General features: G+C 70.3%; 20 protein-coding genes and 5 tRNA genes. 20 read left to right on the top strand and 5 right to left on the bottom strand.

Annotated elements, in window-relative coordinates:
• Positions 1-415: 415 nt before the first annotated feature.
• From ACK8N7_RS08945 to ACK8N7_RS08905, 9 genes are all read left to right on the top strand, one after another.
• Positions 416-598, top strand: coding sequence for a hypothetical protein (locus ACK8N7_RS08945; RefSeq protein WP_403215061.1), 183 nt, complete (start codon positions 416-418; stop codon positions 596-598).
• Positions 599-691: 93 nt separating this feature from the next.
• Positions 692-1,477, top strand: coding sequence for a fumarylacetoacetate hydrolase family protein (locus ACK8N7_RS08940; protein ID WP_403215063.1), 786 nt, complete (start codon positions 692-694; stop codon positions 1,475-1,477).
• Positions 1,470-2,942 (top strand): glutamate--tRNA ligase, encoded by a 1,473-nt coding sequence (gene gltX, locus ACK8N7_RS08935; protein ID WP_500441797.1) that lies wholly within the window; start codon positions 1,470-1,472, stop codon positions 2,940-2,942. The genes ACK8N7_RS08940 and gltX overlap by 8 nt, the downstream gene beginning before the upstream one ends.
• Before the next feature lie 96 nt (positions 2,943-3,038).
• The gene (locus tag ACK8N7_RS08930) at positions 3,039-3,758 is read left to right on the top strand and encodes an HAD family hydrolase (RefSeq protein WP_500441795.1); all 720 of its coding nucleotides are present in this window, start codon (positions 3,039-3,041) and stop codon (positions 3,756-3,758) included.
• An 89-nt stretch (positions 3,759-3,847) separates the two neighbouring features.
• A tRNA-Gln gene (locus ACK8N7_RS08925) sits at positions 3,848-3,919 on the top strand.
• Positions 3,920-3,948: 29 nt separating this feature from the next.
• Positions 3,949-4,021: transfer RNA gene (locus tag ACK8N7_RS08920), tRNA-Glu, on the top strand.
• Positions 4,022-4,081: 60 nt separating this feature from the next.
• Positions 4,082-4,154 (top strand) — tRNA-Glu (locus ACK8N7_RS08915).
• Positions 4,155-4,166: 12 nt separating this feature from the next.
• Positions 4,167-4,238: transfer RNA gene (locus ACK8N7_RS08910), tRNA-Gln, on the top strand.
• A 20-nt stretch (positions 4,239-4,258) separates the two neighbouring features.
• Positions 4,259-4,331, top strand: a tRNA-Glu gene (locus ACK8N7_RS08905).
• 177 nt (positions 4,332-4,508) lie between these two features.
• Here the strand turns inward: ACK8N7_RS08905 and ndgR are convergent.
• Entirely contained in the window at positions 4,509-5,225 is a 717-nt protein-coding gene (gene ndgR, locus ACK8N7_RS08900) for an IclR family transcriptional regulator NdgR (protein ID WP_003966003.1), read from the bottom strand.
• Between the two features lie 174 nt (positions 5,226-5,399).
• On the opposite strand from ndgR, the gene leuC reads away from it, so the two are divergent.
• From leuC to ACK8N7_RS08880, 4 genes are all read left to right on the top strand, one after another.
• Entirely contained in the window at positions 5,400-6,827 is a 1,428-nt protein-coding gene (gene leuC, locus ACK8N7_RS08895; RefSeq protein WP_403215067.1) for a 3-isopropylmalate dehydratase large subunit, read from the top strand.
• Positions 6,828-6,829: 2 nt separating this feature from the next.
• Entirely contained in the window at positions 6,830-7,423 is a 594-nt protein-coding gene (gene leuD, locus ACK8N7_RS08890; protein WP_015611644.1) for a 3-isopropylmalate dehydratase small subunit, read from the top strand.
• A 104-nt stretch (positions 7,424-7,527) separates the two neighbouring features.
• On the top strand, positions 7,528-7,755 hold the full coding sequence (locus ACK8N7_RS08885; protein WP_015611645.1) for an SCO5555 family protein: 228 nt from the start codon (positions 7,528-7,530) through the stop codon (positions 7,753-7,755).
• A gap of 142 nt (positions 7,756-7,897) precedes the next feature.
• Positions 7,898-8,560 (top strand): HU family DNA-binding protein, encoded by a 663-nt coding sequence (locus tag ACK8N7_RS08880; protein ID WP_015611646.1) that lies wholly within the window; start codon positions 7,898-7,900, stop codon positions 8,558-8,560.
• A gap of 100 nt (positions 8,561-8,660) precedes the next feature.
• Here ACK8N7_RS08880 and ACK8N7_RS08875 read toward each other — a convergent pair whose 3' ends face one another.
• Both ACK8N7_RS08875 and cofC read right to left on the bottom strand, forming a co-directional pair.
• A complete protein-coding gene (locus tag ACK8N7_RS08875) occupies positions 8,661-8,864 on the bottom strand; it encodes a hypothetical protein (RefSeq protein WP_403215069.1) in 204 nt (67 codons plus the stop codon).
• A 10-nt stretch (positions 8,865-8,874) separates the two neighbouring features.
• Complete coding sequence (cofC, locus tag ACK8N7_RS08870) at positions 8,875-9,540, bottom strand: 2-phospho-L-lactate guanylyltransferase (RefSeq protein WP_403215275.1); 666 nt, start codon at positions 9,538-9,540, stop codon at positions 8,875-8,877.
• A gap of 179 nt (positions 9,541-9,719) precedes the next feature.
• Between cofC and ACK8N7_RS08865 the strand changes: the two genes are divergently transcribed.
• Genes ACK8N7_RS08865 through ACK8N7_RS08855 form a run of 3 tightly spaced genes read left to right on the top strand, consistent with a single transcriptional unit; the run spans position 9,720 to position 12,689 of the window.
• Positions 9,720-10,472 (top strand): lysophospholipid acyltransferase family protein, encoded by a 753-nt coding sequence (locus ACK8N7_RS08865; RefSeq protein ID WP_403215071.1) that lies wholly within the window; start codon positions 9,720-9,722, stop codon positions 10,470-10,472.
• Positions 10,469-11,479, top strand: a complete 1,011-nt coding sequence (locus ACK8N7_RS08860) for an NAD(P)H-dependent glycerol-3-phosphate dehydrogenase (RefSeq protein ID WP_403215073.1) — start codon at positions 10,469-10,471, stop codon at positions 11,477-11,479. Before ACK8N7_RS08865 ends, ACK8N7_RS08860 begins: the two co-directional genes overlap by 4 nt.
• Before the next feature lie 34 nt (positions 11,480-11,513).
• Positions 11,514-12,689 carry a D-alanine--D-alanine ligase family protein gene (locus ACK8N7_RS08855; RefSeq protein ID WP_403215075.1) on the top strand — a complete coding sequence of 392 codons (1,176 nt, stop codon included), beginning with the start codon at positions 11,514-11,516 and terminating at the stop codon, positions 12,687-12,689.
• Positions 12,690-12,873: 184 nt separating this feature from the next.
• Here the strand turns inward: ACK8N7_RS08855 and ACK8N7_RS08850 are convergent, their stop codons facing one another.
• Positions 12,874-13,107: an Lrp/AsnC family transcriptional regulator gene (locus ACK8N7_RS08850; RefSeq protein ID WP_015611652.1), complete on the bottom strand. Its 234-nt coding sequence runs from the start codon at positions 13,105-13,107 to the stop codon at positions 12,874-12,876.
• 240 nt (positions 13,108-13,347) lie between these two features.
• On the opposite strand from ACK8N7_RS08850, the gene ACK8N7_RS08845 reads away from it, so the two are divergent.
• Both ACK8N7_RS08845 and thiD read left to right on the top strand, forming a co-directional pair.
• Positions 13,348-14,319: a thiamine-phosphate kinase gene (locus ACK8N7_RS08845; RefSeq protein ID WP_403215077.1), complete on the top strand. Its 972-nt coding sequence runs from the start codon at positions 13,348-13,350 to the stop codon at positions 14,317-14,319.
• Between the two features lie 38 nt (positions 14,320-14,357).
• Complete coding sequence (gene thiD / locus ACK8N7_RS08840) at positions 14,358-15,167, top strand: bifunctional hydroxymethylpyrimidine kinase/phosphomethylpyrimidine kinase (RefSeq protein WP_403215079.1); 810 nt, start codon at positions 14,358-14,360, stop codon at positions 15,165-15,167.
• A 112-nt stretch (positions 15,168-15,279) separates the two neighbouring features.
• On the opposite strand, the gene rpmB is transcribed toward thiD, so the two are convergent.
• The gene (gene rpmB, locus ACK8N7_RS08835; protein ID WP_003965989.1) at positions 15,280-15,465 is read right to left on the bottom strand and encodes a 50S ribosomal protein L28; all 186 of its coding nucleotides are present in this window, start codon (positions 15,463-15,465) and stop codon (positions 15,280-15,282) included.
• 255 nt (positions 15,466-15,720) lie between these two features.
• Between rpmB and ACK8N7_RS08830 the strand changes: the two genes are divergently transcribed.
• Both ACK8N7_RS08830 and recG read left to right on the top strand, forming a co-directional pair.
• Positions 15,721-17,424, top strand: a complete 1,704-nt coding sequence (locus ACK8N7_RS08830; RefSeq protein ID WP_403215081.1) for a DAK2 domain-containing protein — start codon at positions 15,721-15,723, stop codon at positions 17,422-17,424.
• A 49-nt stretch (positions 17,425-17,473) separates the two neighbouring features.
• Entirely contained in the window at positions 17,474-19,687 is a 2,214-nt protein-coding gene (recG, locus tag ACK8N7_RS08825) for an ATP-dependent DNA helicase RecG (RefSeq protein WP_500441790.1), read from the top strand.
• Positions 19,688-19,704 lie beyond the last annotated feature (17 nt).

Below are 19,704 nucleotides of genomic sequence, written 5' to 3'. Positions count from 1 at the left end.
AACCCGCGGCGGTGCGTGGAATTGCAGCACAGTGCAGGATCTCCAACAAGGGCCATGTACCGGGCTGTGACCTGGGTGACACGTTGTGATGAATGAGTAACGAACAGTGCAGAGTGATCGTGGGTAAAACGGACTATCGGGGATGAGTCGCTTAGGGGTGGGGGGTGTCCCAGTCGCGACGATCAGGAGCGGAATGATGGATTCAGGGAGGTAATGTCCGTTTCCTTCACCTCGACCACCCGTCCGCAATGGCCTAATTGTCCCTTACTTCGTGAGCAAACTCACATGATGATCGTCGCCTCATCCGGGCGCCGACGGGGAATCGGATGTTTAGCCTGACGCTTTACAGGGATGGCGAATCCGACAAGCCGGCGCCGCCGAGGTGGCGCCCATACCGACAGGGTCCTGACGGCAGATGAAGACGACGACGATGTTCCGCAACATTGCCAACCCCCGGCGCACCACGCTGGCGCACCTCAAGGACGCCGACGCGCTGCAGACGCCCTTCCTGCCGGAGCACGCCGCCGACCTGCCGACCGTGACGGCCAACCCGCGCCGCACCATCCTCATGGAAGCCCCGGTCACGGCCGCCCAGTAGCGGCCCCGTAATGGGCGAGGCTGTGCCCCCTCACCGCGTTAGCCTGGAGCGTCAGTCTTCAGCCAGCCAGCAAGTGAGGGGCGACAGCATCCCGTGCGCATCGCCAGGTTCTCCATCGACGGCAATGTCGCCTTCGGCGCCGTCGAGGGACAGGGCACCGTGGAATCCGGTGACCTCGTCCTCGACATCATCAAGGGCATCCCGTACGCCGACTTCGAGCTCTCGGGCACCAAGGTCCCGCTGAACAAGGTCCGGCTGCTGCCCCCCGTGCTCCCCAACAAGGTCGTGGCCATCGGCCGCAACTACGCGGAGCACGCCGCCGAGCTCGGCCACGAGGTCCCCGACGCGCCCATCACCTTCTTCAAGCCCACCACCTCGGTGATCGGCTCCGGCGACGCGATCGAGTACCCCTCCTTCTCCGACGACCTGCACCACGAGGCCGAGCTGGCCGTGGTCATCGGCCGCATGTGCCGCGAGGTCCCGCGCGAGCGCGTCAAGGACGTCATCCTCGGCTACACCTGCGCCAACGACGTCACCGCCCGCGATGTGCAGGAACGCGAGAAGCAGTGGGCCCGCGCCAAGGGCTTCGACACCTCCTGCCCGCTGGGGCCCTGGGTGGAGACCGACCTGGACCCCCACGACCTCACCATCCAGGCGACGGTCAACGGCGAGCAGCGACAGCTCGGCCGCACGAGCGACATGGTCCGCTCCATCGAGGACCTGATCGTCCACATCACGGAGGCCATGACGCTGCTCCCCGGCGATGTGATCCTCACAGGCACCCCCGCAGGGGTCGGCCCCCTGCACGTCGGCGACGAGGTCGCCGTCACCATCGAAGGCATCGGCACTCTCACCAACAAGGTGATCAAGCGTGGCTAACGCACCTGTACGCGTCCGTTTCTGTCCCTCCCCGACCGGCAACCCCCACGTGGGCCTGGTCCGGACGGCCCTGTTCAACTGGGCCTTCGCCCGGCACCACCAGGGCACCCTGGTCTTCCGGATCGAGGACACCGACGCGGCACGCGACTCCGAGGAGTCCTACCAGCAGCTGCTCGACTCGATGCGCTGGCTGGGCCTGGACTGGGACGAGGGCCCCGAGATCGGCGGCCCGCACGCCCCCTACCGCCAGTCGCAGCGGATGGACCTCTACAAGGACGTCGCCGAGAAGCTGCTCGCCGCCGGGTACGCCTACCCCTGCTACTGCACCACCGAGGAGCTGGACACCCGCCGCGACGCCGCCCGCGCCGCAGGCAAGCCGTCCGGCTACGACGGCCACTGCCGCGACCTCACCGCCGAGCAGAAGGCCGCGTACGAGGCCGAGGGCCGCAGCTCGATCGTCCGCTTCCGGATGCCCGACGAGGCCATCACCTTCACCGACCTGGTCCGCGGCGACATCACCGTCCAGCCGGAGAACGTCCCGGACTACGGCATCGTCCGCGCCAACGGGGCCCCGCTCTACACGCTGGTCAACCCGGTCGACGACGCGCTGATGGAGATCACCCACGTCCTGCGCGGCGAGGACCTGCTCTCCTCCACCCCGCGCCAGATCGCCCTCTACCGGGCGCTCATCGAGCTGGGCATCGCCAAGGAGACCCCCGCCTTCGGCCACCTGCCGTACGTCATGGGCGAGGGCAACAAGAAGCTCTCCAAGCGCGACCCGCAGGCCTCCCTCAACCTCTACCGGGAGCGCGGCTTCCTCCCCGAGGGCCTGCTGAACTACCTGTCGCTGCTCGGCTGGTCGATCGCCGAGGACCGCGACATCTTCTCGACGGACGAGCTGATCGCGGCGTTCGACATCAAGGACGTCAACGCCAACCCGGCCCGCTTCGACCTCAAGAAGTGCGAGCACATCAACGCCGAGCACATCCGGATGCTCGACGTGAAGGCCTTCACCGAGGCCTGCGGTCCCTGGCTGAAGGCCCCGTTCGCCCCCTGGGCCCCGGAGGCCTTCGACGAGGACAAGTGGGCGGAGATCGCCCCGTACGCCCAGACCCGGGTGACGGTGCTCTCCGACATCACCGCCAACGTCGACTTCCTCTTCCTCGACGAGCCGGTGCACGACGAGGCGTCCTGGACCAAGGCGATGAAGGAGGGCTCCCACGCGCTCCTGACCACCGCCCGGGCCAACCTCGCCGCCGCCGACTGGAACGCCGAGGCCCTGAAGAACGCCGTGCTCACCGCCGGCGAGGCCCACGGCCTCAAGCTCGGCAAGGCGCAGGCCCCGGTACGGGTCGCCGTGACCGGCCGCACCATCGGCCTGCCGCTCTTCGAGTCCCTGGAGATCCTGGGCCGCGACAAGAGCCTGGCCCGCGTCGACGCGGCCCTGGCCAAGCTGGCCGCGTAACGACGAGCACCCGGAGGAGGGCCGCAGCCGACGGGCTGCGGCCCTCCTCGGCATTTACGCCTCCGCCACCCCCGCCGGGCCGCTACCGTGACGTACATGCCGATCCGAGCAGTGCTCTGGGACATCGACGACACGATCTTCGACTACGCGGGCGCCGACCACACCGGTATGCGGTTCCACCTGGAGAGCGTGGGACTGCCCGAGGCGTACGCGTCGGTCGACGAGGCCCTCGACGCCTGGAAGGCGATCACCGTCCGGCACTGGGCGCGCGTCGCCGCCGGGGAGACGGACTTCCTCGGGCAGCGCCGGGACCGGGTCCGGGAGTTCCTCTCGCGGGCCATGGAGGACACCGAGGCCGACGACTGGTTCGCCGGCCACGTCACCCACTACGAGGCCGCCTGGATGCTCTTCCCGGACGTGCTGCCCGTCCTCGACCGGCTGGTGCCCGACTACCGGCACGCGATCCTGTCCAACTCCAGCACCGGCCACCAGCACCGCAAGCTCACCGCGCTCGGCATCCGGGACCGGTTCGAGGCGATGGTCTGCGCGGTCGAGCTGGGGATCTCCAAGCCGGAGGCAGGTGCCTTCCACGCGGCCTGCGATGCGCTCGCACTGGAGCCGCACGAGGTGGCGTACGTCGGGGACGAGCCGGACATCGACGCCTCCGGAGCCGTAGCCGCCGGACTGACCGGGATCTGGCTGGACCGGCGGGGGAGGGGCGGGAGGCCGGATCTCGTGACGATCACCGGGCTCGACCAGCTCCCCGGCCTGCTGGCGGGCCAAACCCGTTTTGGAGCGCCGGACACCTTCGGGTAATGTTCTTTCTGCGCCGCCCGAGCGGGCCGAAAGATCCGGCCGGGAAGCGCAGACAGAAGTGAACCCCCCCACCAGGGGTTGCATTTCAGTGGGCTATGGTGTAATTGGCAACACTACGGTTTCTGGTACCGTCATTCTAGGTTCGAGTCCTGGTAGCCCAGCGCAAGACCAAGCAGTACAAGCAGGACAAGCCCCCGTTGTGTAGCGGCCTAGCACGCTGCCCTCTCACGGCAGTAGCGCCGGTTCGAATCCGGTCGGGGGTACAGATCCTTCCCGCGAGAACACCTGGGTCGCACCCACGTTCTTGATGCAGGATCGCTAGGGCCCCCGTTGTGTAGCGGCCTAGCACGCTGCCCTCTCACGGCAGTAGCGCCGGTTCGAATCCGGTCGGGGGTACTTGTCACACCATGGGCTATGGTGTAATTGGCAACACTACGGTTTCTGGTACCGTCATTCTAGGTTCGAGTCCTGGTAGCCCAGCGCAAGTCAGCAGTAACCACGCCCCCGTTGTGTAGCGGCCTAGCACGCTGCCCTCTCACGGCAGTAGCGCCGGTTCGAATCCGGTCGGGGGTACAACAGAGCAGTACAGAAAGGCCCTTCACTTCGGTGGAGGGCCTTCTTCGTTCTCCCCGAGGCGGCAACTCTCCCGCGCTCCGCGGCAGTTCGGGCTTCGGGCGGAGAAGGAGAAGAAAAAGGGCCGCCACGGCGCTGGGGCGGCCTTCCGGAAGAGGAGAGGAGTGCGGGCGGACGTCAGCCCGTGCGGCGCAGGGCCTCGCTCAGCCGCGCGGCCGAGTCGATGACCGCCTGGGCGTGCATCCGGCCCGGGTGGCGGGTCAGCCGCTCGATCGGCCCGGAGACCGAGACCGCGGCGACCACCCGGTTCGAGGGGCCGCGCACCGGGGCCGAGACCGAGGCGACGCCCGGCTCCCGTTCGCCGATCGACTGGGCCCAGCCCCGCCGCCGTACGCCGGAGAGTGCCGTCGCCGTGAACCTGGCGCCCTGGAGGCCCCGGTGCAGACGCTCCGGCTCCTCCCAGGCCATCAGGATCTGGGCGGAGGAGCCCGCCTTCATGGTGAGCGTCGAGCCGACCGGCACCGTGTCCCGGAGTCCGGACAGCCGCTCCGCCGCCGCCACGCAGATGCGCATGTCGCCCTGCCGGCGGTAGAGCTGCGCGCTCTCGCCGGTGATGTCCCGCAGGTGGGTGAGTACCGGTCCGGCCGTGGCCAGCAGGCGGTCCTCGCCCGCCGCGGCTGCCAGTTCCGACAGCCGGGGGCCGAGAATGAACCGGCCCTGCATATCCCTCGCCACCATCCGGTGGTGTTCCAGTGCCACAGCCAGTCGATGGGCCGTGGGCCGTGCGAGCCCGGTCGCCGCGACCAGCCCGGCGAGGGTGGCCGGACCGGACTCCAGGGCGCTCAATACCAGAGCTGCCTTGTCGAGAACGCCGACGCCGCTAGAGTTGTCCATACGACGATACTCGCGTCTCACTCTGTGAAACGCAAGTTCAATTTTCAGCGGAAGTTGCGAACCTGTACGGGCGGCCCCACAACGGCCCGCAGCCACCGCCCCGCACGGGGATCCGGACGGCGGCGCACCGAATCTCTAGTTGGGCCGGCGAAGACGCCGGCCGGAGGGAAAGCGATGGGTAGGACACTCGCGGAGAAGGTCTGGGACGACCACGTCGTCCGGCGCGCGGAGGGCGAGCCCGACCTTCTCTTCATCGATCTGCACCTGCTGCACGAGGTGACCAGCCCGCAGGCCTTCGACGGTCTGCGCCAGGCCGGACGTCCGGTGCGACGCCTCGACCTCACCATCGCCACCGAGGACCACAACACCCCGACGCTCGACATCGACAAGCCGATCGCCGACCCGGTCTCCCGCGCCCAGCTGGAGACCCTGCGCAAGAACTGCGCGGACTTCGGCGTCCGGCTGCACCCGCTCGGCGACGTCGAGCAGGGCGTCGTGCACGTGGTCGGCCCCCAGCTGGGCCTGACCCAGCCCGGCACCACCGTGGTCTGCGGCGACTCCCACACCTCCACGCACGGGGCCTTCGGCGCACTGGCGTTCGGCATCGGCACCAGCCAGGTGGAGCACGTCCTGGCCACCCAGACGCTGCCGCTGGCCCGCCCGAAGACCATGGCCATCACGGTCGACGGCGAACTGCCCGAGGACGTCACCGCCAAGGACCTGATCCTCGCCATCATCACCCGGATCGGCACCGGCGGCGGCCAGGGCTACATCCTCGAATACCGCGGCTCCGCCATCGAGAAGCTCTCGATGGAGGCCCGGATGACCATCTGCAACATGTCGATCGAGGCCGGAGCCCGCGCGGGCATGATCGCCCCGGACGAGACCACCTTCGCCTACCTGGAGGGCCGCGACCGCGCCCCCAGGGGCGAGGAGTGGGACGCCGCCGTCGCGTACTGGAAGACCCTGCTCTCGGACGACGACGCGGTGTTCGACGCCGAGGTCGTCATCGACGCCACCGAACTGGCCCCGTTCGTCACCTGGGGCACCAACCCCGGCCAGGGGGCGCCGCTCTCCGCCCACGTCCCCGACCCCGCTTCGTACGAGGACGCCTCGGAGCGCAACGCCGCGGAAAAGGCCCTGGAGTACATGGGGTTGACCGCGGGCCAGCCGCTGCGCGAGATCAACGTGGACACCGTCTTCGTAGGTTCGTGCACCAACGGCCGCATCGAGGACCTGCGCAACGCCGCCGCCATCCTGGACGGCCGCAAAGTCGCGAACGGCGTACGGATGCTGGTCGTCCCCGGCTCGGTCCGGGTCGCGCTCCAGGCCGTCTCCGAGGGCCTGGACAAGGTCTTCACCGAGGCCGGCGCCGAATGGCGGCATGCGGGTTGCTCGATGTGCCTCGGCATGAACCCCGACCAGCTGGCCCCCGGCGAGCGCTCCGCCTCCACCTCGAACCGCAACTTCGAGGGCCGGCAGGGCAAGGGCGGCCGCACCCACCTGGTCTCGCCCCAGGTCGCCGCCGCCACCGCCGTGCTGGGCCATCTGGCCTCGCCCGCCGACCTGTCCGACACCCGTACCCCCGCCGGAGTCCGATAGCCATGGAAGCCTTCACCACACACACCGGCCGGGCCGTCCCGCTGCGCCGCAGCAACGTCGACACCGACCAGATCATCCCCGCCCACTGGCTGAAGAAGGTCACCCGCGACGGGTTCGAGGACGGCCTCTTCGAAGCCTGGCGCAAGGACGCCGACTTCGTCCTCAACCGCCCCGAGCGCCAGGGCGCCACCGTCCTGGTGGCCGGTTCCGACTTCGGTACGGGCTCCTCCCGCGAACACGCGGTCTGGGCCCTGCAGAACTTCGGCTTCAAGACGGTCATCTCCTCCCGGTTCGCCGACATCTTCCGCGGCAACTCGCTGAAGAACGGTCTGCTGACCGTGGTCCTGGAGCAGAAGGTCGTCGACGCCCTGTGGGAGCTGAGCGAGGCCGACCCGAACGCCGAGATCACCGTCGACCTGCACACGCGGCAGGTCCGCGCCGAGGGCATCACGGCCGACTTCGAGCTGGACGAGAACGCCCGCTGGCGCCTGCTCAACGGCCTCGACGACATCAGCCTCACCCTTCAGAACGAAGCGGACATCGCGGCTTACGAGGCGGCCAGGCCGGCCCACAAGCCGCGTACAATTGACGCCTGAGCAGCGGTTTTCCATGACTGCGCCCCCTGCCTCCGGGCAGGGGGCGCAGTCGCTTGTTGAGCCCCCCTCGGGCGACAACTCGCCCCAGATGGCACAATCGGTGCATGGAACGCGACAGCCAACTCAAGCTCTATGGCCAAGTCGCCGACCGATTGAAGGAAGCGCACGCCAAGGTGCGTGCACTGCAAGTCCCGGAGAGCGTACGGATGGCGCTCTCCCGGAAGCTGCTGGTCGTCACGGCCGCGGCGAAGCACGATCTCCCGGACGCGGCAAGGCGTCTGGACCGGTTGATGAAGGACCTCGATGAGGGCCGATTCCCCGAAGGTGACTGACACGTGGAACTGCGCATCGGTCGACTTCGTTGCGGCACTAGGGTGATTAGCCCGTTTCGTGTTTGATTTGCGGTATATATCTGCCTAACGTGCGAAAAAGCCTGAACACTTTCGTTCTGGCAATGTCTCCGAAGGGGAAGACGTGAACAAGGCGCAGCTCGTAGAAGCGATTGCCGACAAGGTCGGCGGCCGCCAGCAGGCCGCAGACGCTGTCGACGCGGTACTCGACGCGATCGTCCGTGCCGTTGTCGCCGGGGACCGTGTCTCGGTCACCGGCTTCGGCTCGTTCGAGAAGGTCGACCGCCCCGCCCGGTACGCCCGCAACCCGCAGACGGGTGAGCGCGTCCGGGTCAAGAAGACCTCGGTGCCCCGCTTCCGCGCGGGTCAGGGGTTCAAGGACCTGGTGAGCGGCTCCAAGAAGCTCCCCAAGAACGATGTGGCCGTGAAGAAGGCCCCCAAGGGCAGCCTTACGGGCGGATCTTCCGCCGCCCGCACGACGGTCAAGGCCGCCGCCGCCAAGAAGTCGGTGGCCAAGAAGGCCACGGCGAAGAAGACCACCGCCAAGAAGGCCGTGGCACCGGCGAAGAAGACCACCGCCACCGCCAAGAAGGCCACCGCCAAGAAGGCGACCGCCACGGCGAAGAAGGCCACGCCGGCCGCGAAGAAGGCGACCCCGGCGAAGAAGGCCACCGCGACCGCCAAGAAGACCGCGCCCGCCAAGAAGGCCACGGCGAAGAAGGCGCCCGCGAAGAAGACCACGGCGCGCACCACCACGGCCAAGAAGGCCACCGCACGCAAGAAGTGAGACCGGGCACCCGCTCGCTCCTCACACGCGCCGGGCCGGGCTCCCCTCTGGGGGAGCCCGGCCCGCGGGCTGTCCGGGGGCACTTCCTCCCCCGTACGGTCTAGAACGTCTGCAGCGTCACCAGCGTGATCCGCAGGGCGGCACCAGCGCCCTCGCCCTCGATCCGCACCCGCTGTCCCGGACGCAGCAGCAGCAGACCGCCCGCGTCGAAGGCCGGGGCGCCGAACTCCACCGGCGTGCCGTCGTCCAGCAGCACACTGCCGGAGCGGGTCTCGGGGTCGTAGGTGTACGAGGTCGCCTGCATGGGCGGCAGCCTATCGGTCCGGGGTGAGGGAGAGCACGGACCCGAGCCGCCCGGTGTACGGCCCCACTCCGAGGGCCAGGGCCACCTTCAGATCCTCGCCCGTATCCACGTCCCGGCGCACCGAGTCGACCCCGGGCAGCGTTATTTCCACCGCACCCGAAGCCAGGTGCCGGGCGGCGGACCGGCCGCCGAAAGCCGGGCACAATTCCGTTCCCCCGCCGCAGGACAGAAATGTCGTTCCGATTCCCGCCGCGTCCCGCAGAAATGCGCGGGGAAAAGCGGAAGCAAAATCGAGTACCCGAGCCAATTCCCCGGCGCGCAGGGCCGGCAGATCTGCGTTGAGCGCGGCCACCGGGACGGCGGGGGAGAGCGCCCGCACCGAGCGGGCGCCGTACGCCAGCGCGGCGTTGAGCCCGGCCGCCGGCACGTCCGGCACGACCCGCGCGCCGAGCGCCGAAAGGGCCGCCCCGGCCGCCGCGTCGTCCGTGACGACCACCACATCCCGCACCCGGGCGCAGGAGAGCGCCGCCGCCACCGTGTCCTGGGCGAAGGCCAGGGCCAGCCGCGGCCGGGCGAGCTCGCCGGCGGCCCGCCCCAAGCGGCTCTTGGCCCGCGCGAGCGGCTTCAACGGAACGACCAGGGACCAGAGCCCCCCCGGATCGGTGTTCGTGGCGATCTCCCCCTCCGTACGCGTGAGGACTCATTCTCGCCTGCCGGTACGACAACCTGGAGGGCCGGGCCCGAAGGTGAGGCGTACGGTGTTCTCGACAGAGGAGGGGCCTGGGGCGAGACTCGACCGTCAGTAGCCGGCAGCAGGTCGACGTTCCGAAGAGGTCCATAGAGGAAGGTGTCCGAGTGTCCCGCCGCAGAATCGGCTTCTGGTACCGTCTGGCGGCGGTTATCGCCAAGCCGCCATTGGTGGTTCTGTTCAAGCGCGACTGGCGGGGGATGGAACACATTCCGGCCGAGGGCGGATTCATCACCGCCGTCAATCACAACTCCTATCTGGACCCGCTCTCCTACGGCCACTTCCAGTACAACACCGGACGCGTGCCCCGGCTCCTGGCGAAGGCGGGCCTCTTCCGCACCCCCTTCGTCGGCATGATGCTGCGCGGCACCGGCCAGATCCCCGTCTACCGCGAGACGACCAACGCCCTGGACGCCTTCCGGGCCGCCGTCGACGCCATCGAGCGCGGCGAGTGCGTCGCCTTCTACCCCGAGGGCACCCTCACCCGCGACCCCGACATGTGGCCGATGGCCGGCAAGACCGGCGCCGCCCGGGTCGCGCTGATGACCAAGGCCCCGGTCATCCCCGTCGCGCAGTGGGGCGCCAACCTCGCGATGCCGCCGTACGCCAAGGAGAACAAGCTCCAGCTGTTCCCCCGCAAGACGCTGCGGGTCCAGGCCGGTCCGCCCGTCGACCTCAGCCGTTTCTACGATGTCGAGCCGACGCCCGACGTGCTGCGCCAGGCGACCGAGGTCATCATGGCCGCGATCACCCGCCAGCTGGAGGACGTACGAGGGGAGAAGGCCCCCACCGAGCTCTACGATCACCGCAAAGCCCGTGCTGAACAACGGCGCAGGGCGCAGGGAAAGGGATCCACGTGACGCACCCCGTAAAAGCAGCCGTCTTCGGAACCGGCTCATGGGGTACGGCGTTCGCCGTGATCCTCGCCGACGCGGGCTGCGAGGTCACCCTCTGGGGACGCCGCGCCGAGGTCGCCGAGACCGTCAACACCACCCGCACCAACCCGGACTACCTGCCGGGGATCGCCCTCCCCGACACCATCCGCGCCACCACGGACCCCGCCGAGGCACTGCGCGGAGCCGAGTTCGCCTTCCTCGTCGTGCCGTCCCAGACACTGCGCGCCAACCTCGCCGACTGGGCCCCGCACCTGGAGTCCGACACCGTCCTGGTCTCCCTGATGAAGGGCGTCGAGCTGGGCACCGCCAAGCTGATGAGCGAGGTCATCGCGGACGTCACCAAGGTCTCCGCCGACCGCATCGCCGTCGTCTCCGGCCCCAACCTGGCCAAGGAGATCGCCGAGCGCCGCCCCGCCGCCGCCGTCGTCGCCTGCGCCGACGAGTCCGTCGCCCAGCGGCTCCAGGCCGCCTGCCACACCCCGTACTTCCGGCCCTACACCAACACCGACGTGGTCGGCTGCGAGCTCGGCGGCGCCGTGAAGAACGTCATCGGCCTCGCCGTCGGCATCGCGGACGGCATGGGCCTCGGCGACAACACCAAGGGCTCCCTCATCACCCGCGGCCTCGCCGAGACCACCCGCCTGGGCGTCGCCATGGGCGCCGACCCGCTGACGTTCTCCGGACTCGCGGGCCTGGGCGACCTGGTGGCCACCTGCTCCTCGCCGCTCTCGCGCAACCACACCTTCGGCACCAACCTCGGCCGCGGCATGACGCTCCAGGAGACGATCGCCGTCACCAAGCAGACCGCCGAGGGCGTCAAGTCCTGCGAATCGGTCCTCGACCTGGCACGCCGGCACGGCGTCGACATGCCCATCACCGAGACCGTCGTCTCCATCGTCCACGAGGGCAAGTCGCCGGTCGTCGCCGTCAAGGAGCTGATGTCGCGGAGCGCCAAGGCCGAGCGACGCTGACGTCTCCCTTACCAGCAGGTACGCTCATCGCGATATGAGCAGCGAGAACCTCCCCCAGAGCCCTGAGCGCCCCGAGAGCCCTGAGCAGCAGCGCCGTAAGCCGCGTGTGGCTGTCGTGTTCGGCGGCCGCAGCTCCGAACACGGCATCTCGGTCGTCACGGCCGGCGCCGTCATGAAGGCCATCGACCGGACGAAGTACGACGTCCTGCCGATCGGCATCACGACGGACGGCCGCTGGGCGCTCACCGCCGACGAGCCCGAACGCATGGCCATCACCGACCGCAAGGTCCCCGACGTGGACGGGCTCGCCGAGTCCACCGAGGGCAGCGTCGTCCTCTCCGTGGACCCGGGCAGCCGCGAGGTCGTCTACAGCGAACCCGGCTCGGTGCCCAAGGCGCTGGGCGAGGTCGACGTCGTCTTCCCCGTGCTGCACGGCCCGTACGGGGAGGACGGCACCCTCCAGGGGCTGCTCGAACTCTCCGGTGTGCCCTACGTCGGCGCGGGCGTCCTCGCCTCGGCCGTCGGCCAGGACAAGGAGTACATGAAGCGCGTCTTCATCTCCTTCGGGCTGCCGGTCGGACCGTACGAGGTCGTCCGCCCGCGCGAGTGGGACCGCGACCCCTCCGGCGTACGCAAGCGGATCGTGGACTTCGCCGGTGAGCACGGCTGGCCGCTGTTCATCAAGCCCGCCCGCGGCGGTTCCTCGATGGGCATCACCAAGGTCGACGAGCTCTCCGGCCTCGACGCGGCCATCGAGGAGGCCCGCCGCCACGACCCCAAGTTCCTCGTCGAGTCGCTGCTGCGCGGCCGCGAGATCGAGTGCGGGGTGCTGGAGTTCGAGGACGGACCGCGCGCCAGTGTGCCCGCCGAGATCCCGCCGGTCACCGCGCACGAGTTCTACGACTTCGAGGCGAAGTACATCGACTCGGCCGCCGGTCTGGTGCCCGCACCGCTCACCGAGGAGCAGACCGCCGAGGTGCAGCGGCTCGCCGTCGCCGCCTTCGACGCCACCTCCTGCGAGGGCCTGGTGCGCGCCGACTTCTTCCTCACCGAGGACGGCACCTTCGTCATCAACGAGATCAACACCCTGCCGGGGTTCACCCCGATCTCCATGTACCCGCGCATGTGGCAGGAGAGCGGTGTGAGCTATCCGGAGCTGGTCGACCGGCTGATCCAGGCCGCGCTGACCCGCTCCACCGGACTGCGCTGAGAGACCCGGAAGGCCGGGACGGCGGGGGCCGTCCCGGCCTTCCGGGCATGATGCATCCGTCTTCGTGGACCGGGGGGCGCCGCGGCGCAGTACGATCGCCCCGTCAGCGCGCGGAGGATCACGGTGCCGGGGCGGAGAACCGTGGGCGAACGCCGCGCGTCCCACGCGCGGCACCGGACGGGGGTCAGAGGTGGACGACCGGGCAGGTCAGGGTTCGCGTGATGCCGTCCACCTGCTGCACTTTGGCGACCACCATGCGGCCGAGTGCATCGACCGTGTCGGCCTGGGCCCGCACGATCACGTCGTACGGACCGGTGACGTCCTCTGCCTGGATGACTCCCGGAATCTTGGAAATGGTCTCGGCGACGATCGACGCCTTGCCCACCTCGGTCTGAATAAGGATGTACGCCTGTACCACGGAACCTCCAGGGCGGCCACGAGGATCATGTGGGGGAAAGGGACGCCACGTTATCGCGTTGCCGAGGGTGACGGGGAGACCTATGGGCCGTATGACGTCCACAGCGTGGCGTGCGGAGTGCGGAAGTTGACGTATCCCTTGACGGTGCCGGCAGCTCTCCTGACGGTACCGACAGCAGTGACGGCTCGCGACCGGGGGCCCGGACGGGTGTCCGGGGCGATAAATGAGAGGTGAGACTCGGTGAAGGGAACCGTGGGCGAGTTGGGGGAGTTCGGGCTCATCAGAGAGCTCACGTCCCGGCTCACCACCACTCCGGCGGTACGGCTGGGGCCCGGCGACGACGCCGCGGTCGTGGCCGCTCCCGACCGCAGGGTCGTGGCCAGTACGGACATCCTGCTGGAAGGGCGGCACTTCCGCCGCGACTGGTCGACGGCGTACGACGTCGGCCGCAAGGCGGCGGCCCAGAACCTCGCCGACATCGCGGCGATGGGCGCCGTGCCCACCGCGTTGCTCCTCGGTCTCGTCGTCCCCGCCGACCTCCCGGTCACCTGGGCAGCCGAGCTGATGGACGGACTCCGCGACGAATGCCAGGTGGCGGGGGCGGCCGTCGTCGGCGGCGATGTGGTCGGCGGCGACACCATCACCGTCGCGATCACCGCTCTCGGCGACCTGCGCAACCATGAACCGGTCACCCGCTCCGGCGCCCGGCCCGGCGACGTCGTCGCCGTCACCGGCTGGCTCGGCTGGTCCGCCGCCGGATACGCCGTGCTCTCCCGCGGCTTCCGCTCGCCCCGCGCCTTCGTCGAGGCCCACCGCCGGCCCGAACCGCCGTACCACGCGGGCCCCGCGGCCGCCGGACTCGGCGCCACCGCGATGACCGACGTCAGCGACGGTCTGGTCGCGGACCTCGGGCACATCGCCGAGGCCAGCAAGGTCCGCATCGACCTGCGCTCGGGCCTCATCGACATCCCCTCGCAGATGTCCGACATCGGCCAGGCCGTCGGCGTCGACCCGCTCCAGTGGGTGCTGACCGGGGGAGAGGACCACGCGATCGTGGCGACCTTCCCGCCCGACACGAAACTCCCCGCCCGATGGAAGGTGATCGGCGAGGTCCTCAACCCCTCCGCCCTGCCCCAGGTCACCGTCGACGGCGCGCCCTGGACCAGCAAGGGCGGCTGGGACCACTTCGGTGCGATCGAGGACACCTACTAGCCGACGGTCTTTTCCGGGCTGCCGCTAGATTGCTGCGTATGCCCATACGTACCGCTGTACCGCCCCGCGTCCTCACCGTCGCCGGATCCGACTCCGGCGGCGGTGCGGGGATCCAGGCCGACCTGAAGACCATGCTCGCCCTCGGTGTGCACGGCATGAGCGTGATCACCGCCGTCACCGCACAGAACTCCCTCGGCGTCCAGGGCGCGTGGGAGCTTCCGGTGGACGCCGTACGCGCCCAGTACCGCAGCGTCGTCGACGACATCGGCGTCCAGGCGGTGAAGACCGGGATGCTCGCCTCGGCCGCCCTGGTGGAGACCGTCGCCGAACTCCTCGCCGGGACCGACGCCCCCGTCGTCGTGGACCCGGTCGGGGTCTCCAAGCACGGGGACGCGCTCCTCGCCGCCGAGGCGCTCGATTCCGTACGGACGAAGCTGCTGCCCGTCGCCACGGTGGCCACCCCGAACCTGGACGAAGTGGCCCAGCTCACGGGCGTCACGGTCACCGACGAGGACGGAATGCGCCGGGCCGCCGAGGAGATCCTCGCGTTCGGACCGCGCTGGGCGCTCATCAAGGGCGGGCACCTGCCCGGCGACGCGGTCGACCTGCTCACCGACGGGAGCGCGGAACACTGGCTGCGCGCCCCCCGCTACGACAACCGGCACACCCACGGCACCGGCTGCACCCTCGCCTCCGCCATCGCCTCCGGGCTCGCGCTCGGCCAGGACGTAAAGACGGCGGTGGAGGGCGCGAAGGCGTACGTCACCGGCGCGATCCGGGCCGGATTCGCACTCGGCGGCGGCATCGGCCCGGTCGACCACGGCTGGCGGACCCGTCGGACCGACTGATCAGCGCCTGAGCACAGCTGGATGACGCAGCCGGCTGAGCACAGCAAAAAGCCGGTCCACCGAGGTGGACCGGCTTTTTGGGCAACCGGAAGGCTGCGCTACGACGGAGACGTCAGCGCGCGACCTTGCCGGCCTTGATGCACGAGGTGCAGACGTTGAGCCGCTTCGGCGTCCGACCGACCACGGCACGCACGCGCTGGATGTTGGGGTTCCAGCGACGGGACGTACGGCGGTGCGAGTGCGAAATGCTGTTGCCGAAGCTCGGCCCCTTGCCGCAAACGTCGCAGTTGGCAGCCACGGGTCACTCCAAAGACTTCAGATGCACTTACAGTGAATTCCGGCGCGCCGGAATCATTGAATGAAGTGGCGGTACCGGAGGAATGGCCCGACTCTCATCGGGCAACCGAAGCAGCATACAACGCCTGCTTCGGAGATACGAAACTACCACGGGTTGGCCTACCGCCCTCCCGCCCCCTGTCCCGCCCGGGACCCCGGAAGGGGGGCTAACCTGCGGTGCAGCCCGTTGCCACGGCCGCTTCAAGGAGGACCATCGGTGCCGCAGCTCCCCGACGATCTGGACGCCGTCGCGGTGCGCACCTGGTGCTCACTGGCCCTGGAGGCCCTGGGCCGGGAGCGCGCGGAGATCGACGCGATCAACGTCTATCCCATCGCCGACGGGGACACGGGCACCAACCTCTATCTGACCGTCGAGTCCGCCGCCGCGGCCGTCGAAGCGGTGTTCGCCGCCCATGAGACCGGCACCACCGCACCCGCCACCGCCGATGCCGTACGCGCCATGGCGCACGGCGCCCTGATCGGCGCCCGCGGGAACTCCGGCACCATCCTTGCCCAGCTGCTGCGCGGTATGGCCGGGGTGCTGGCCGACGGCGGTGACGCGGCTCACCTGCGCCTCGCCCTGACCCGGGCCGCCGCGGCTGCCCGCCAGGCCGTCGCCCACCCGGTGGAGGGCACGGTGCTTACCGTCGCCACGGCGGCCGCCGAAGCCGCGCAGGGCGACGAGCCGGAACTGCGCGCCGTGGTGCGCGCCGCCTATGAGGGCGCACGCGCCGCGCTGGCGAAGACCCCGGAGCAGCTCGCCGTGCTCGGCCGGGCCGGGGTCGTGGACGCCGGGGGGCGGGGGCTGGTCGCGGTCCTGGGGGCGCTGGTGGAGGCGGTGACCGGGCAGGCGCCGGTACGGGGGCCTCGTACCGGGTCCGGGAAGGCTGCGGCTCCTGTGGACGGCGGATCCGTGGTGGGGCTGCCGGTGGGCGGAGTTCCGGTTCCGGCGGGCGGCGCTCCCGTGGAGGGGCCGCTCGACTGCCCCGAGGACGTGGACGGCGGTGGGCCCGCCTTCGAGGTGATCTACCTCCTGGAGGCCCGCGACGAGCAGGTGGACCGGCTGCGCACCCGGCTCGACGCGCTCGGCGACTCCCTGGTCGTGGTGGGCGGCGACGGGCTCTGGCACGTCCACGTCCATGTCGACGACGCCGGGGCCGCGGTGGAGGCGGGCGTCGAGGCCGGGCGGCCGTACCGGATCCGGATCACCCACTTCGCCACCGAGAGCGGCCACGACGTCCGCGTCCAGGCCGAACCCGCCCAGCGCGCCGTCGTCGTCGTGGTCCCCGGCGACGGCCTTGCCGGGCTCTGCACCGAGGCCGGCGCCACCACCGTGATCGCCCGCCCCGGCGAACCCCCCGCCAGCGGCGAGCTGGTCGACGCCATCCGCCGCGCCCACGCCCGCGAGGTGGTGCTGCTGCCCAACGACGCGGCCCTGCGCCACACCGCGGCCGCCGCCGCCGAGCAGGCCAGGACCGAGGGGGTCCGGGTCGCCCTCGTGCCGACCCGCGCCGCCGTCCAGGGCATCGCCGCCCTCGCCGTCCACGAGCCGGACCGGGGCTTCGACGAGGACGTGGTCGCCATGACCGCCGCCGCCGGCGCCACCCGCTACGCCGAACTGGCCGTCGCCGAGCGCCAGTCGTGGACCATGGCGGGGATCTGCCAGGCCGGGGACATCCTCGGCCTGATCGACGGGGACGTGGCCGTGATCGGCGCCGACGTCCCGGCCACCGCCCGCACGGTGCTGGACCGGATGCTGGCGGCCGGCGGCGAACTGGTCACCCTGGTCCTCGGCGAGGACGTCCCGGACGCGCTCGCCGACGCCCTGGAGGAACACGTACGCGAGGGCTACCTCGCCGTGGACACCGTGGTCTACCGGGGCGGACACCAGCGCGCACCGCTGCTGATCGGCGTCGAGTAGCCGTCTCGCGGCCGCGCCCGGCGGACAGCTGTCAGTGGCGTGGTGTGCAATGGATCGCGTGTCCTCGTTCGATGAACCTCTCAAGAAGCTGCTCGGCGGAGCCACCGCGAAGGTGATGGCCGAGCACCTCGGCCTGCACACGGTCGGTGATCTGCTGCACCACTACCCGCGGCGGTACGAGGAGCGCGGCAAGCTGACCGCGCTGGCCGACCTCCCGCTGGACGAGCACGTCACGGTCGTCGCCCAGGTCGCCGACGCCCGCATCCTGATGTTCAACAACGGCCGGGGCAAGCGGCTGGAGGTCACCCTCACCGACGGCAGCGGCCGCCTCCAGCTGGTCTTCTTCGGCCACGGCGTCCACAAGCCGCACAAGGAGCTGCTCCCGGGCCGCCAGGCGATGTTCGCGGGCAAGGCCTCCGTCTTCAACCGCAAGATGCAGCTGGCCCACCCCACGTACCAACTGCTCGACGCCTCCGACGCCGACGAGGCGACCGAGGCCGTGGACGCCTTCGCCGGACGGCTGCTGCCGATCTACCCCGCCTGCAAGCAGCTCGACTCCTGGCGGATCGCCAAGGCCGTCGACGCCGTACTGCCCAGCGCGCAGGACGCGGTGGACCCGCTGCCCGCCTCCCTGCGCGAGGGGCGCGGCTTCACCCCCCTGCCAGAGGCCCTGCTCAAGGTGCACCGCCCGCAGACCAAGGCGGACGTCGAGGACGCCAGGGCCCGGCTCAAGTGGGACGAGGCGTTCGTCCTCCAGGTCGCCCTGGCCCGCCGCCGGTACGCCGACACCCAACTCCCCGCCGTCGCCCGCCGCCCCGTCGCCGGCGGACTGCTGGACGCCTTCGACGCCAAGCTGCCCTTCACCCTCACCGAGGGCCAGGAGAAGGTCAGCAAGGAGATCTTCGACGACCTGGCCACCGAACACCCCATGCACCGCCTCCTCCAGGGCGAGGTGGGTTCGGGCAAGACGATGGTGGCCCTACGCGCCATGCTCACCGTGGTCGACGCGGGCGGCCAGGCGGCGATGCTCGCGCCCACCGAGGTCCTGGCCCAGCAGCACCACCGCTCGATCACCGAGATGATGGGCGAGCTGGCCGAGGGCGGCATGCTGGGCGGCTCGGACCGGGGGACCAAGGTCGTCCTGCTCACCGGCTCCATGGGGATGGCGGTCCGCAGGCAGGCCCTGCTCGACCTGGTCACCGGCGAGGCCGGGATCGTCATCGGCACCCACGCCCTCATCGAGGACAAGGTCCAGTTCCACGACCTGGGCCTCGTCGTGGTCGACGAACAGCACCGCTTCGGCGTCGAGCAGCGCGACGCCCTGCGCTCCAAGGGCAAGCAGCCGCCCCACCTCCTCGTCATGACCGCCACCCCCATTCCCCGTACGGTCGCGATGACCGTCTTCGGCGACCTGGAGACCTCCGTCCTGGACCAGCTCCCGGCCGGCCGCTCCCCGATCGCCAGCCACGTCGTCCCCGCCAAGGACAAGCCGCACTTCCTCGCCCGCGCCTGGGAGCGCGTCCGCGAGGAGGTGGAGAACGGCCACCAGGCGTACGTGGTCTGCCCCCGCATCGGCGACGACGCGGAGGAGGCCGAAGGCAAGAAGGGCAAGGCCAAGAAGAAGGCCCCCGAGGAGGACCCCGAGAAGCGGCCGCCGCTCGCCGTCCTGGAGATCGCCGACGAGCTCCGCAAGGGCGCGCTGGCCGGGCTGAGCGTCGAGGTGCTGCACGGGAGGATGCACCCGGACGAGAAGGACGACGTGATGCGCCGGTTCGCCGCCGGGGACGTCGACGTCCTGGTCGCCACCACCGTCATCGAGGTCGGGGTCAACGTCCCCAACGCCACCGCCATGGTGATCATGGACGCCGACCGGTTCGGTGTCTCCCAGCTCCACCAGCTCCGCGGCCGCGTCGGCCGGGGCTCGGCCCCCGGGCTCTGCCTGCTGGTCAGCGAGGCCCACGAGGCGAGCCCCGCCCGCGCCCGCCTCTCCGCCGTCGCCGCCACCCTCGACGGCTTCGAGCTCTCCCGTATCGACCTGGAGCAGCGCCGCGAGGGCGATGTACTGGGCCAGGCCCAGTCCGGAGTGCGCTCCTCGCTGCGGATGCTCACCGTCATCGACGACGAGGAAGTCATCGCCGCCGCCCGCGAGGAGGCCGTCGCGATCGTCGCCGCCGACCCGGAGCTGGAGCACCTGCCGGAGCTGCGCACGGTGCTGGCCGCCCTGCTGGACAAGGACCGTGAGGAGTACCTCGACAAGGGGTGAGCGCACGGGGGAGAGGC

Source organism: Streptomyces griseobrunneus, assembly GCF_046713465.1.
In the GTDB taxonomy this organism is placed as follows: Bacteria; Actinomycetota; Actinomycetes; order Streptomycetales; family Streptomycetaceae; genus Streptomyces; species Streptomyces microflavus.
Note: the sequence above shows the minus strand (reverse complement) of the source record. Positions and strands in the feature narration are given on the sequence as shown.

Coding starts and splice junctions, on each gene's coding strand:
- ACK8N7_RS08945 (WP_403215061.1), top strand. CDS start 416: ATGAAGACGACGACGATGTTCCGCAACATTGCCAACCCCCGGCGCACC.
- ACK8N7_RS08930 (WP_500441795.1), top strand. CDS start 3,039: ATGCCGATCCGAGCAGTGCTCTGGGACATCGACGACACGATCTTCGAC.
- ndgR (WP_003966003.1), bottom strand. CDS start 5,225: ATGGACAACTCTAGCGGCGTCGGCGTTCTCGACAAGGCAGCTCTGGTA.
- leuC (WP_403215067.1), top strand. CDS start 5,400: ATGGGTAGGACACTCGCGGAGAAGGTCTGGGACGACCACGTCGTCCGG.
- leuD (WP_015611644.1), top strand. CDS start 6,830: ATGGAAGCCTTCACCACACACACCGGCCGGGCCGTCCCGCTGCGCCGC.
- ACK8N7_RS08885 (WP_015611645.1), top strand. CDS start 7,528: ATGGAACGCGACAGCCAACTCAAGCTCTATGGCCAAGTCGCCGACCGA.
- ACK8N7_RS08875 (WP_403215069.1), bottom strand. CDS start 8,864: ATGCAGGCGACCTCGTACACCTACGACCCCGAGACCCGCTCCGGCAGT.
- ACK8N7_RS08855 (WP_403215075.1), top strand. CDS start 11,514: ATGAGCAGCGAGAACCTCCCCCAGAGCCCTGAGCGCCCCGAGAGCCCT.
- thiD (WP_403215079.1), top strand. CDS start 14,358: ATGCCCATACGTACCGCTGTACCGCCCCGCGTCCTCACCGTCGCCGGA.
- recG (WP_500441790.1), top strand. CDS start 17,474: ATGGATCGCGTGTCCTCGTTCGATGAACCTCTCAAGAAGCTGCTCGGC.